The organism is Paenibacillus sp. USDA918EY (assembly GCF_009870825.1).
GTDB classification, from domain to species: Bacteria; Bacillota; Bacilli; order Paenibacillales; family Paenibacillaceae; genus Paenibacillus_AQ; species Paenibacillus_AQ albilobatus.
On sequence record NZ_WTWY01000001.1, the window covers coordinates 766,263 to 779,018 of the forward strand.

11 protein-coding genes are annotated in these 12,756 nt (G+C 46.6%); 8 read left to right on the forward strand and 3 right to left on the reverse strand.

Annotated elements, in window-relative coordinates:
• The first annotated feature begins 7 nt into the window (after positions 1-7).
• The 5 genes from GQY55_RS03495 to GQY55_RS03515 are packed head-to-tail and all read left to right on the forward strand — an operon-like array spanning position 8 to position 6,257.
• A complete protein-coding gene (locus GQY55_RS03495) occupies positions 8-1,561 on the forward strand; it encodes a hypothetical protein (RefSeq protein ID WP_160038129.1) in 1,554 nt (517 codons plus the stop codon).
• 35 nt (positions 1,562-1,596) lie between these two features.
• A complete protein-coding gene (locus tag GQY55_RS03500) occupies positions 1,597-2,847 on the forward strand; it encodes a glycosyltransferase (RefSeq protein WP_160038131.1) in 1,251 nt (416 codons plus the stop codon).
• Positions 2,848-2,863: 16 nt separating this feature from the next.
• The gene (locus GQY55_RS03505; protein WP_160038133.1) at positions 2,864-4,951 is read left to right on the forward strand and encodes a cellulose biosynthesis cyclic di-GMP-binding regulatory protein BcsB; all 2,088 of its coding nucleotides are present in this window, start codon (positions 2,864-2,866) and stop codon (positions 4,949-4,951) included.
• The gene (locus GQY55_RS03510) at positions 4,948-5,802 is read left to right on the forward strand and encodes a diguanylate cyclase domain-containing protein (RefSeq protein WP_160038135.1); all 855 of its coding nucleotides are present in this window, start codon (positions 4,948-4,950) and stop codon (positions 5,800-5,802) included. Before GQY55_RS03505 ends, GQY55_RS03510 begins: the two co-directional genes overlap by 4 nt.
• Before the next feature lie 14 nt (positions 5,803-5,816).
• On the forward strand, positions 5,817-6,257 hold the full coding sequence (locus GQY55_RS03515) for a GtrA family protein (RefSeq protein ID WP_160038138.1): 441 nt from the start codon (positions 5,817-5,819) through the stop codon (positions 6,255-6,257).
• Between the two features lie 216 nt (positions 6,258-6,473).
• Here GQY55_RS03515 and GQY55_RS03520 read toward each other — a convergent pair whose 3' ends face one another.
• Together GQY55_RS03520 and GQY55_RS03525 are read right to left on the reverse strand one after the other, a co-directional pair.
• The gene (locus GQY55_RS03520) at positions 6,474-7,226 is read right to left on the reverse strand and encodes an NPCBM/NEW2 domain-containing protein (protein ID WP_160038140.1); all 753 of its coding nucleotides are present in this window, start codon (positions 7,224-7,226) and stop codon (positions 6,474-6,476) included.
• A gap of 53 nt (positions 7,227-7,279) precedes the next feature.
• Positions 7,280-8,317, reverse strand: coding sequence for a hypothetical protein (locus tag GQY55_RS03525; RefSeq protein ID WP_212957604.1), 1,038 nt, complete (start codon positions 8,315-8,317; stop codon positions 7,280-7,282).
• Positions 8,318-8,649: 332 nt separating this feature from the next.
• Between GQY55_RS03525 and GQY55_RS03530 the strand changes: the two genes are divergently transcribed.
• The 3 genes from GQY55_RS03530 (at position 8,650) to GQY55_RS03540 (ending at position 11,347) form a co-directional block, all read left to right on the forward strand.
• Positions 8,650-9,393: a Crp/Fnr family transcriptional regulator gene (locus GQY55_RS03530; protein ID WP_160038144.1), complete on the forward strand. Its 744-nt coding sequence runs from the start codon at positions 8,650-8,652 to the stop codon at positions 9,391-9,393.
• Positions 9,394-9,886: 493 nt separating this feature from the next.
• The gene (locus GQY55_RS03535) at positions 9,887-10,891 is read left to right on the forward strand and encodes a sigma-70 family RNA polymerase sigma factor (RefSeq protein ID WP_160038146.1); all 1,005 of its coding nucleotides are present in this window, start codon (positions 9,887-9,889) and stop codon (positions 10,889-10,891) included.
• A 15-nt stretch (positions 10,892-10,906) separates the two neighbouring features.
• The gene (locus GQY55_RS03540) at positions 10,907-11,347 is read left to right on the forward strand and encodes a VOC family protein (protein WP_160038148.1); all 441 of its coding nucleotides are present in this window, start codon (positions 10,907-10,909) and stop codon (positions 11,345-11,347) included.
• A 313-nt stretch (positions 11,348-11,660) separates the two neighbouring features.
• On the opposite strand, the gene GQY55_RS03545 is transcribed toward GQY55_RS03540, so the two are convergent.
• Positions 11,661-12,497 (reverse strand): sulfurtransferase, encoded by an 837-nt coding sequence (locus GQY55_RS03545; RefSeq protein WP_160038150.1) that lies wholly within the window; start codon positions 12,495-12,497, stop codon positions 11,661-11,663.
• Positions 12,498-12,756 lie beyond the last annotated feature (259 nt).

The window sequence follows — 12,756 nt, forward strand, 5'->3', positions numbered from 1 at the left end:
CGATTCATTGAGACGAAACCACCATCGCTCATATATGATGCTGCTGGCGCTGCTTGTTGTGAGCCTTGTCTTTTCGGTGCCGGTACCGGTGCAGGCGGCTGAGCAAACATCCTTTCCTTCGGTTCTGATCTTGTATGACAGCCTCGGAGTCGGAACGAAACAAGAAGGCAACGTCGAGGCTTTAAAGCGGCTGCTTGCCGCGTTCCGGGTTCAAGTGACGGCCGAGCCGATCGATTCTTATGCCGCCGGGTCGCTTAACGGTTATTCCAAACTTGTCGAGGTTCGCAACCGCTCCGATTGGATGGAGGAACCGAGCGGATTTCTCGCGGACTTGCAGTCGTATCAAGGAGGCCTTCTCTACATCGGGGAAAAGCCTAGCGACAAGCTGGCCCGGTCACTGGGGCTGCGGGTTCAGGCCGCACGGAGAACGGCCGACCTGGCCATCGGGCCGTTCGTCGAGAAATCCATCGATGTCCCGTATCTTTTCGATTCGACGCAAAACGAAGCAAAGCGGTACGGAACCTTAAAGATTCATTCGTCGGGCGCAAGCTATCCTTACGGGGTGCTGAATGGGGCAAACGCGTACGTTCCTTTCATGGAGAAGGACACGTTAAGCGAAATTGCGTTGGCTTACGTGCTTAAGGATTGGCTTCAAGATCACCAAACAGGTCATTATTTTCTCGTTTTCAAAGAAATATACCCTTTTTCGGACTTAAGTTTGCTGGAGCGGATGTCGGACGAGCTGTTCGAGGCTGGCATTCCGTTTATCGTTAGCGTGCACCCTGTATTCAGCAATACCGATTATCCCGCCATGAAGCGTTATATCAACACCCTGAAATACGTTCAGTCACGTAACGGGACCGTTTTGGTCGAATCGCCCGTCGTGGCTTCCACCATCCAGGACCTCGACCGCAGCATGCAGCGCCAAATGGAGCATTTTATCGATGAGCTGGCGAAGGAGGGCGTCGTTCCGCTTGGGATGGGGACCGAGATGTACTGGTCTTATGACGAGCACTACGTTTCGGAAGGGATGGCGTTTTTTGACTCGGTCGTTCTCTATCCGGACGCGCGCCCGATCTATAAAGCGAAACGGAACCGGTCCACGGCGTTCCCGTCCTCGCTCTACAGCGTAAATTCGGCGTTTCTGCAGCGCTATCTTTCGGACGACCGCTTGATCAAACCGATGCCGATGGACACGGCGATAACCTTTGACTTTGCGGAGAATGAGTCGGAGCTTGATCGTCTGGTCGACGGGCTTAAAAGCAGCTGGATCACTTTCGAAGATTACAAAAACGAAGCCCACAGCGTAAAAACGGGGACCAACGAACTCGCATCGGATCGAGGTTCGCTGGTGCTTAACGGGGTAAGCTTGGGCATTCAGGCAAGTCATGTGGAAACGAGCTCCGACCATGTATACAAGCAGCAGGGGAAAAAAAGCTTTGAGACCTGGTTTACGGTTCAAAACAAAATTTTTATCGTCATTATTTTCATCACTTTAATCGTATTTTGCGGCTTCCTGATGATCGGATACCGCATGTACAAGCGGAAATTTTACAAGTAGAGGATTTTGCCCAAATCCATGCAAAGGAGGCAGTCATGACCGCTGCAGACATCTTGATGATGATTGCCGTCATCAGTATATGGTCGTTGCTTCTCGTCAATGTCGTGCTGATCATCTCCGGCTATCTGTACTACATCGGAAACGAAAGCCGGGAGGTGCCGCCGCTCCCCGAAGAAGTCCCTTTTGTCACGCTGATGGTTCCCGCCCACAACGAAGGCAAGGTCATTACGCAAACGGTGGAGGCGCTGCTTGCGCTCGATTATCCGCATGACCGCTATGAGATCATCGTCATTAACGACAATTCGAGCGATAACAGCAGCGAATTGCTTGCGAAGCTGCAGGCCAAGCATCAAGAACGCCATTTGATCGTAATTAACACGGACAACGTCATCGGCGGAAAAGGGAAATCGAACGCCCTCAACATCGGTTTTCAGCAAAGCAGGGGGGAATTTATCGCCATCTACGATGCCGACAACACGCCGGAGAAGACGGCTCTCCGTTACCTTGTCGGGGAAATTACGCATGATCCCACGCTTGGCGCGGTCATCGGGAAGTTCCGAACCCGCAACCGGTTTGCGAGCCTGCTGACCCGGTTCATCAATATTGAGACGTTGTCCTTCCAATGGATGGCTCAAGCCGGACGATGGAAATTGTTTAAATTGTGCACCATTCCCGGCACCAATTTCATTATGCGGCGCGAGATCATCGAAGCCATCGGAGGCTGGGACGTCAAGGCGATCGCGGAGGATACGGAAATCAGCTTTCGCATTTATAGGATGGGCTACCGCATCAAATTCCAGCCCAAGTCCGTCACGTGGGAGCAGGAGCCCCAAACGCTGAAGGTATGGTTTAAACAGCGGACAAGATGGGCCAAGGGCAACATTTACGTCATCGTGAAAAATATCCCGCTGCTTTTCGACCGGTCCGCCAAACGGATTCATTTCGATCTTTTGTACTTTTTATCGATCTATTTCCTGCTCCTGACTTCGCTGATCATGTCCGACGTGCTGCTCGTCTTCTATGCGCTTGGACTTGTGCATACGACGATTGCCGGGTTGAGTTCGTTTTTGTGGCTGCTCGCCGTCATTTTATTCGTGACGGGCACGTTTATTACGCTGATCACGGAAAAGGGAGAAATGAGGCTTTCGAATCTGCTGATCATCATGCTGATGTACATATCGTACTGTCAATTATGGATGGTTGTGGCCGCCTACGGGTTGTACAACTATATCAAGGATTTGATTTTCAAAAGGGAAGTCAAATGGTATAAAACCGAACGTTATTAAAACAAGGAGGAGAAACGTGAAAACCAAATCTACGATCTCCGGTATTCTTTGCTTGCTGTTATTTATGATTGCTTGCGGACAAGCATTCGCCCAGCCCAAACAAGACGGAGACGCATTTACGTTCACAGAGAGGTTAACCTCGACGAATATATCTTTATCCGGGGTCACGGCTTCCCGTTCATTATTTATCCGGCTGGAAGATTACTGGAATGTTAGCGAGGTAAAGCTGTATCTGGCTTATCAGGCGACCCAGCTCGCGAGAACGGAAGAGTCCAGCGTTACACTGAAAATGAACGGTACGAAATTTTATTCGTTTCGCCCCGTGGGGGACAAGAAGCAATACCTAACCGTTTCGGTTCCGAAAGAACTGCTTGTTTCAGGAAGCAATACGCTTACGGTCGAAGGTTACATTTTGACGAATTTGCCGGAACGCGTCTGCGTGCCAACGGAGAAACGGGACAATTGGCTTGAGTTGTACAAAACCTCCTATGCCGAAATCAATTATGCGAAACAAGACACGGCCAAAAGCATCCGGGATTTCAATCGGCGGTTCGCCGGATTGGATACGTTAAAAGACGAGCAAAACGCGCTTGCGGTCCCAAACGGCAGCGATGCTTCGGAGCTTGAAGCCGCAGTGTACGCCCTTTCCGGATTCGCCAAGATCAACCGCACCGACGATACCGCGATTCCGCTGCTTCCGCTGGACGACGAGGCGCTCAAAAAACGCGGCAAGCTGGTCATCGTCGCCTTATACAAAAATCTTCCGGAAAAGTGGAAACAACGACTGGGACAAGTCGACGTTCAAACCAAAGCGTTGATCCGGGTGGTGAACGAAGGCTCGGATTCCGCCCTGATCGTGACGTCCGAAGACCCGCTCATGCTGAAAAAGGCAGGCCGCCTGATCGGTAATCAGATGCTGGTCGACCAGCTCGACGGTCCCGAAAAATGGGTGGACGCGAGCACGGAGGTAGATACGCCGGAAATGAATGTGAGCCGGGACGTCACGCTGACGGAAACCGGAGACAAGCTGACCGGCATGATGCATCAAGAAAAGAGCTACTTCGTGACGCTGCCGGCAAACCGGTTCATAGCCGACTCCAGCAAAATCAGCCTCGATTTTCGTTATTCGGACAATCTTGATTTCGACCGCTCCCTCGTTACGATTTTGATTAACGACACCCCGATCGGCAGCAAAAAGCTGACGAAGGAGATGGCGAATCAGGACCGGCTTACGCTGACGATTCCGAAAAACATCGAGGTTTCGGGCAATTTTACGGTCACGGCCGCCTTCGACCTGGAGCTGAAAAGCGCAGGCTGCATCGAGCTGCAGGATCAAATGCCTTGGGCTTTCATTACGAAAGACTCCTTGCTGCAGCTAAACACCAAAGATCGGACGGACTTATTGTTCAACAATTATCCCAACCCGTTTTTGAGGGATGCAAGCTTCAACAAAATCGCGGTGCTGCTGCCGGAAAAGATGGACGCTTACGATTATCAAACGGTCGGAAACCTGTTCCATTTGCTGGGCAAATATGCGGAGGCCAACACGGGCGAGGTCGTTTTTTATGGAAGCAAGGAGCTTCCGGACGAATCGAAGCTGCAGCAGTACAATCTTATCTCCATCGGCTCGTATCAGGACAATCCATGGCTCCAAAAACACAACGACCAGCTTTTCTTCCGGTACAGCCCGGACGGGACAAGGATCATGTCCAATGAGAAGATGAGCATCGAAGAAAACTACGGCAAGCGGATCGGCACGCTGCAGTTGATGGAGTCTCCTTACAATTGGGGATACGGCTGGCTCGCCGTGACCGGGCCAACCTCCAAATACGACGATTTGGCATCGAATCTGCTGGCGACGGACAGCTCCAAGTGGAAGGTCTATGGAGATGGCGTCGTGACGGATCCGGACGGCAATACGAAGGCTTTCCGGTTCAAGAAACAAGCGGAGACGCAGCAAGGAAACTCCCTGGTCGGTCAGATCTCCGAGCGGAAAGATGTGCTGGGTTTTATCGCGGCCTTGGGGCTGACCGCCGTGCTGGTCATCGTGTCGCTGATCCTTCTCCTTCGTAAGTACAGAAAGAGAGCAGGTGGGAAAGGATGAAACGCTACCAGAACAGTCTGTTGTCGGATGCCGCTTTTTTGCTGCTGTTTGTCGTCTGTTTTATTCATATCGTGTTTACGGCAGGGGATCCGCAACATTATTTAGTCAATATGATCCTGCTTAATGTATCGTTTCTCATTGCCGTTATCACCTATTTTACAAGTATAACCGCTGGCCTGATCCTGAATATCGCGTTCATTTTCGGATATGGTACCTTTGCCATTTATCAAACCGTGGTTGTCGGCGAGCCGCTGCAAGGCTACCATTACTACTGGCTCATCATGACGCCTGTTTTGACTGTGGTTATCTCGCTGCTAACCTCTTCCAACCGGCGGCTTCAGTTGGAAGCGGAAAGCCTGAAGCAGCGCAACGCTTCGCTGGCGACGCTGGACGAACGCACGAATTTGAAAAACAGCCGCTCGTTTCAAAGCGACGCGACGATATTCATGGCGCTTTCGAAACGATATGACATTCCCTTGACGCTGCTTGTGATGACGGTCAAACATTGGGATGAACTGAGCCGGATGATCAGCGAATCCCAGGTCACGGAAATGATTTACGACATTTCGAGGATGAGCGAGACAAGCATCCGCATGAATGATTCTCTCTATATGCTCAATGCGGATCATCCGACCTGGGGTTTGCTGCTGTTTACCGATCAGGACGGGGCAAAAGTGGTGGTGCAGCGCTTAAAGGAAAAAGTGGAGTCGTTCAATACGATCGAATTTTCCAACAAATACAAGCTTGATTTGAAGCTTACGGTCGGAGCGATTCAGTACCATGCCGAAGAGATCCGGACGCCGCTTGACTTTATCGCAAATGCACGCCAGAAGATGGAATATGATGTATAGAAGGTGAGCTCCTTATGAAGTCGATCGCGACGCGCGAATCCCTTCGTTCGTTTATCGTTTTTGGCCTGGTAGGCATTCTGAACACCGGCGTAGACGTCGCCGCCTTTACGCTGCTGACCTGGTGGCGCTTGCCCTGGCTGGACGCCCAGGTCGTTGCTTACGGCTGCGGGGTGCTGAACAGCTTCCTCATGAACCGCAAGTTCACGTTTCAACAGCAAGGGGCGTTAACGAAAGGGCTGCTGCGTTTTCTTTTGCTGAATGTGGTTACGCTAGGCATCACTTCGGGCTGTATGGCGTTTTTGCATGATCAGATGGGAATCCCGTTCTGGGTAAGCAAAGGGGCGGCGACACTTTTGGGGGTCGTGCTTAACTTTGCGGGAAGCCGCTGGTGGGTGTTCCGGCCGAAGGCTCTCGCCGGTGAAAAAACCGCAAACCGTTTGCGCGCCGGATTATAAATGATACATGTATTCAAAAAAGGGTCGTTCCTTTGCAGCGTGAATGCTGCAGAAGAACGACCCTTTTGGCAATTACGAATAATTTGTAAACATGCGTTATTATACGGATAATCCATGAAAGTAAATTCAATCTTTGATATATGAATGCTAAATCTTTGTTTCATATATTCACTATGGAAGGCTGATTCTATTGGATCGTATTTGCAAATAAGATCTTTATTTATAATATAAAATCGGATTGACAATATCAACAACTGCCGGGTATTTATCTCCGAACTTCTGAATAACAAGGGATAGCTTCAATACTCCTGAAACCTCAATTGAAACATCCTTCTGGGGTACGCCGGTAGTGGCAATACCTGACCACAATTCTTTTCCATCTCCTAAAACAGTGAGTTTTGAAGCACCTTCATGTGTTCCGTTCCAGCTATCATAGAGAGCATCATCAGCCCCAAAATTAAACGTAAGCTTCTTGTATCGGCCATTCAAGTCGTATTCTTGGGTCGTTGGTTTTTCTGAAAGATAACAAACTTGTAGTCCTGTGTTATAACTTTGCCCTTGAAGTTTCATTGTTTTATTAATACTTCTGTATTCATAAAGGTCTGAAGTATCAAATAAACGAGTGGGCGATAATTTTGAAAGTACGTCGACATCGCCTTTATCGCCGCCAACTATAACAGTACTGTTTTTGCCATCCCATTGAACTTCTTTGCCTAACATCTCCGCAACCATTCTCATCGGGAGATAGTTTGTCCCTTTATACATAAACGAGGCAGGGACATTTGTTCCATTATTGTTGAATGTTCCGTCTGCCGTAGTTTTATCAACGCCATTTATTCTAAAAAAAACTTTCTGCATGTAGACTTGAATGCTTTGAGAAGTCGAAGCCGCAAAACCTATGCTTCCAAAAAACATCGCACCTGCCACAAACCCGCAGATTGCGTACTTTATTTTACTTAAGTAACTCATTGTACTACCTCCATTATTTGAATTAATATAACAAGCCATTGGAAAATAATTATCTAGAATGTAACATTATCTATTTTCCAACCATATTTTGTTTTGATTAACACAGCAGTAATTTTGATGAAAGAATGTTCTTCTGTATCTGCATCAACTATTTCTATTTTTTGAGTGACTGTTGCCGTTTGTTTATCGGGTGACATTTTAAAAGTTGCTTTGTTCATATCAAATTCGCTTAACGGGATTGAGTAAACATCGATACTATTAGTTGAGTTGTAGCGGTATATAAAATTGTACGTGAGCAAGAATTGCATTTTCTCCTTAAACTCAGTAAAACGAGGAAGAGGATTACCGCTAAATAAAGTTTTACTTGCTTTATTTAGCAACTGGATCGCCTCTGATTTCGTAAGTGTGTTAACTGGTTTCCGGAGGTCGTCCCGCTTACCGTCTTGTCCGTAGACTTGTTTGATATACTTTCCTTTTTTCTTATCCCAGGAATAAACGTACTTATCATAAATGGCTGCTACATGGCTTAAATGACGCGTTTCCTCCGTAAGGTACCACTCATAACCAATAATTTCGTCATTAGAGTCGTTGTCAACATCCTTGATTGTTATTCCGTTTTCACTGGAATCAGTAACAACTAACGACATAAATTCACCCTTTGAAAAAGCCAATATTTGAATTCTTGATCCACCACTAGCTCCTGGTAACTCACCTATCCCCAGGCAGTTTTTATATGTTGCGTTTTTTACTTTTCTCAAATCAAACGGTAAAAAAGAATCGTCATATTTTTTGGTTGCTAAATGTTTGCCTTCCTTGGAATATACACCGATGTATCCCTTTGATCCAATACTATGTTGCAAGTCTCCGCCAAGAATAATAATTTCATTGCTTCCATCATTATTGATGTCGTACGTTAATGTTTGTCTAATATCAGACTTCGCCAGCTTGTTTGCCTTTATGAAATCTGTCTGTACCTTATAAACTATTTGTTGCTTAGGAGGGCTGCCCATCGCCGCTGAGGAATAGGAAGACATACAACCTATAACTCCCAAAATAACAATTAAAGCACTACACAGAATTCTCTTAAACATCATATGTTCTCCTCCGTTTTTGAATTGACTATAGTAGTTCCATTAAGTAAATGGTTCCAATACAATATCTCTGTACAGGTATGTAAAATATATAGTGGGTGATATCAACAAGCTACTAATGATCTTATAAAAACAAAACATTAGATGTTATAATATCCTGAAATGACATCATCTATATAAGGTGATGTACGTGCCAAATATCATAAAAATTTAGGCGAGCCAATTCGCTTAACACCACGAAAACAGATGGATTAGCTAGTTTGCTCTACTACTGATCCGGTCCATTTTGGACTGGTAGAAAAACCGCTAGTCCTGCAAAGGAGCTTCGCATTATGTTTGATTCTGTTTTAGATACCTCATTTTTTAAAGACATAATTCAGGATAAAGACAGGGGACTGGTGGAATCCAAATTTGTGCTCCGTACTTATCCCAAAGGCCAGATATTGTACTTACATGGGGAGGAAGGCCACGAAATGTACATTATAAAGTCTGGTGCTTTAAAGATATATCGTCAGGATGACAGCCGCGAAATCATATTTGGGCATCAGTTCCCAGGCGAAGCAATCGGAGAACTGGAGATGTTTCATCACGACAATCGAAGAACAGCTTCTGTAGCGGCCATAGAGCGTACAATGCTTTGGGCCATTAAGCGTCAAGATTTGGATGAGCTAGTGCGTATGTATCCTGATATTATGCGAAAGACCATCTACATTTTGAGTGAACGTCTAACCCAAGCAGACCGTAAATTAGAATATTTAGCATTTCTAGATACACGTGTACGAGTGGCCAATCTGCTGCTTGATCTCTACTCGAATTTCGGCGTTGAAACGAAAGACGGGCTTCTTATTTCTTGGAAAATAACACAGAACCACTTCGCCAGCATGATCGGTGTAGGTAGGGAATCCGCATCACGGGTTATTAATGAGTTTCAAGCAGAAGGGTTATTACATATTAAAAACAGAATGTTCATCATTATTAATTTGGATATAATTCAGAAGATCGCAAAGCATGAACCATCAGTTGACAATGAACGACGTTGGCATTCCACCCATAAGTATGATAATCCAGTTCTCTAGATTTTACTGTGGCCGCGTAGACATTATTTTTGTGATTTTGAACACAAACACTTGTTCGGATACCGGTTTTTCACCTTGTAAGGATTATCTTGTTACAAACTTTTCCCTGTAGTTTAATAGTTCTGGATTTCAAAAAAGAAGCCGATGCCTATCGCGAAATTTGAACTTGGTCTATTTCTTGATTTCATTGGGGACGATCTATAGCCCCGGGTTGTCACCATGTCTCCCTAACTGAAGGGCAAAAACAAGCAAGTACACATTCTAAGATCAGGTTAGGAGAACTGAGAAAAATTAGGGGCAAGGGAGGCAATTTTGTTTTCTTATTAAATGGGTTCTAGCTGCTTTGGTTTCTTGTCTCCTAGGATGTTCCCAGCAATCCGCCGAGAGGAGTCCGCTGTAACTGCCTTTCTTCCTGATTTCGCCGAATTCATAATATTATCGAACAAAACGGTCTACATGATATGTGAATGTCTCAATAATAAGGGGGATTGGCATGGATGAAGAGAAGCAGGGGGCCGATATTCATCGATTCATAACCGAAGCCAGAAATGGCGATTTCAATGCTTTTCGTCAGATTGTGCTTCAATATTCCAACGCGATGTTATCCGTTGCCCTCAGCGTGATCGGGGACTTCCATGAAGCGCAGGATGCAACGCAAGAAGCTTTTATTAAATGTTATCGTCGACTACATACCTTAGATGATCCTTCGAAATTGGGCAGTTGGTTATATGCTATTGCTTATCGAACAAGTCTTGATTTCGTAAAAAAGAAAAAACAAACATTGCCTTACGAAGATGCAATTGCCCCCTCCATGAATAATGTCGATCGATGGTTAGATCATCATATGACGCAAGAAATGATTTGGAATGCCATGCAAAATTTAGAGCAGACAAGTAAAATAGCCATCATGCTTTACTATTTAAGCGAGTGGACAATGAAAGAAATCGGTCAGTTCCTGAATATTTCCTTATCCGCTGTAGAAAGCCGTATTCGTCGGGCCAGAGAAATACTGAAGCGTCATCTCACCGACGATTTCGAGCCTTATTTCCGCATGCGGCGTCTAGATCGGAAATTCGAACAGAGAGTCATGGAAACAATATTGAGAAGCGCCGGGCATTTCTATATACCTGTACTTGATCGAGAGCGGGTATTAGACTGGTTCGTCCGTCATTTTCAACTGGGAATCAGCAGACATGGCAATCTTTTAATGGAGTCTGGGCATGAATTGTATTTGCTGGAATGCCATGCCCATCTGCCAAGCGATGTCCCCTTATTGGCCTTTGAGGTGTCCGATATAGAGGGACTTTGGCATAAGCTGCAACATGACGAAGTCAAGTCGGAGTCGATCAAAACGAACAAATTTATCGGCAAACACTTCGTTTTTTACGACCCGGACGGTAATGCATATCATGCGGTTGAAAAAAAAGAAAAAACACAGCTTGAGTATGACGGATTTGATGAAATTAGGTCGTCTATATATAGAAATACGAATTTTTAAGAGAGGTGGGCTTTCATGGCCAAAAAAGAATTAATCAAAACACAAGAGCAACAAGCAACACAAGCACCGATGTTAAAAAGAGTCTCTCACAACTACTTACCCGTATCTAACGTTGAACTTGCCTCCAAGTGGTACAAAGAGACATTAGGACTTACAGCAAGACCCCGCGGATCTGCCGACCCAGCCATCCTCGTGCTCGGTAACGGGCAATGGCTGTTCCTGCTGGAAACGAAGGAGAAGAGAACGGCAAATTTCATGACCGATCAATGGGAAGGCGAACAATATGAAATGTTCTCTCTGACATTCGAGGTTGAGAATATCGTAGAGGTCCATAAACGGATTCGCGAAAGTGGTGTCTACGTCGAACCGATCAGCGACCAAGGAAGCTGTGGTTTGCAATTTAAATTCAAAGATCCGGACGGAAACAAGTTCAATGTTTGGCAGGATGCAGAATAAAGTTAACGGGGGGGGGGAGACTTCATGTTGAACAGCCTAGACAGAGGCAAGTATTTATTTCGCTGTATGTGATTTTAAAAAAATTCCCGTTGCTGCGCATTCATTAAAAAGGCCGAATCTCCTTTGTGTGGAGTTTCGGCCTTTAGCCTTTATTTAACGAGAACGCACATGCTCGGTGCATCATCGTAAAAATATATTCAGTAGCCACGTGTCGAGTTGGTGGTGACCTAACTCTTTTCCGTGGAACTGATACCGTCTTATTTTGCCATGTATGAAACACTAAAAAGTTTCGTCAGACGCGGCCCCTCAGCTTTTACTCTTCTCCCGTCGCAATCGGATTTTCGCTGTACGAAATCCAATCGCTCCAGCTACCCGAATACAGCTTTACATTTTCATACCCTGCTTCTTTAAGTCCAATGAAGTTCGGGCAGGCGGATACGCCGGAACCGCAATAAACAATGATTTCTTTGTCGCGGGGGAACTCTTTATAGTGTTCCTGCAGCCGGTCCGCCGCAATCCATTTTCCGCTGTCGTCCAAAAGCAGCTTCCAAAACTTGTTTTTGGCCCCCGGAATATGTCCGGCGACGGGGTCCATCGTTTCGTCCAACCCCCGGTAGCGGCGGGGATCACGGGAATCAATGACGATAACGTCATCCCGGCCGGACGCGTCGCGCACGTCTTCCATGCTAGCAAGCAGTTCGGGATGAAGTGTATAGCCGTAACTTGCAGGAACCCGGATCGGCTGATCGGCCGTCACCGGATAACCCGCAGCTTTCCAGGCGCTGAAACCTTCGTTCATGACAAAAGCCTGCCCATGCCCCAAATATTTCAGCTGCCACCACAGCCGCGAAGCGTACAGGCCGCCTTGGTCGTCGTACGCGATGATGCGCGTTTCGGGCGAGACCCCGTTTTTGGCCAAAGTGCGGCTGAGCTGTTCCGGGTCGGGTAGGGGATGGCGGCCGCCATGCTCGCGCACGGGGGAAGAAAGGTCCTTTTCCAAATCGAGGTAAATAGCCCCGGGGATATGTTCTCGTTCATAAGCTTCTTTTCCGGCTTCGGGTTTTCCGAGTTCGAACCTGCAGTCCACGATCGTGACATCCGGTTCATACATTCGGGCCAGAACCCAAGGTTTGCTTACGATTGCACTCATCAATTTTGCACCGCCCTTATAAAATGTGATCGTTTTAAATACTCCAATTCCGTGAATATACCCATTATATATAGTTCCCGTCCATTTTCACCAGCAAAAAACGGGTGCAAATTCCCGGTTTAACAGGATGGATATTGGCGAGCCGGGACTTGAACAATTTCAAAGGAGCGAAAAACGCACGGACCGGGTAGGAAATCACAATTCACATGGCATAAGCCGGTGGAAGGATAAAAGAAAATCCGTAAAGACAAACGCTTGT

What these genes read in the sequence shown, in the direction of transcription:
- GQY55_RS03545 (WP_160038150.1), bottom strand. Translation starts at nt 12,497, where the DNA reads ATGAGTGCAATCGTAAGCAAACCTTGGGTTCTGGCCCGAATGTATGAA.
- GQY55_RS03500 (WP_160038131.1), top strand. Translation starts at nt 1,597, where the DNA reads ATGACCGCTGCAGACATCTTGATGATGATTGCCGTCATCAGTATATGG.
- GQY55_RS03510 (WP_160038135.1), top strand. Translation starts at nt 4,948, where the DNA reads ATGAAACGCTACCAGAACAGTCTGTTGTCGGATGCCGCTTTTTTGCTG.
- GQY55_RS03520 (WP_160038140.1), bottom strand. Translation starts at nt 7,226, where the DNA reads ATGAGTTACTTAAGTAAAATAAAGTACGCAATCTGCGGGTTTGTGGCA.
- GQY55_RS03525 (WP_212957604.1), bottom strand. Translation starts at nt 8,317, where the DNA reads ATGTTTAAGAGAATTCTGTGTAGTGCTTTAATTGTTATTTTGGGAGTT.
- GQY55_RS03515 (WP_160038138.1), top strand. Translation starts at nt 5,817, where the DNA reads ATGAAGTCGATCGCGACGCGCGAATCCCTTCGTTCGTTTATCGTTTTT.
- GQY55_RS03535 (WP_160038146.1), top strand. Translation starts at nt 9,887, where the DNA reads ATGGATGAAGAGAAGCAGGGGGCCGATATTCATCGATTCATAACCGAA.
- GQY55_RS03530 (WP_160038144.1), top strand. Translation starts at nt 8,650, where the DNA reads ATGTTTGATTCTGTTTTAGATACCTCATTTTTTAAAGACATAATTCAG.
- GQY55_RS03540 (WP_160038148.1), top strand. Translation starts at nt 10,907, where the DNA reads ATGGCCAAAAAAGAATTAATCAAAACACAAGAGCAACAAGCAACACAA.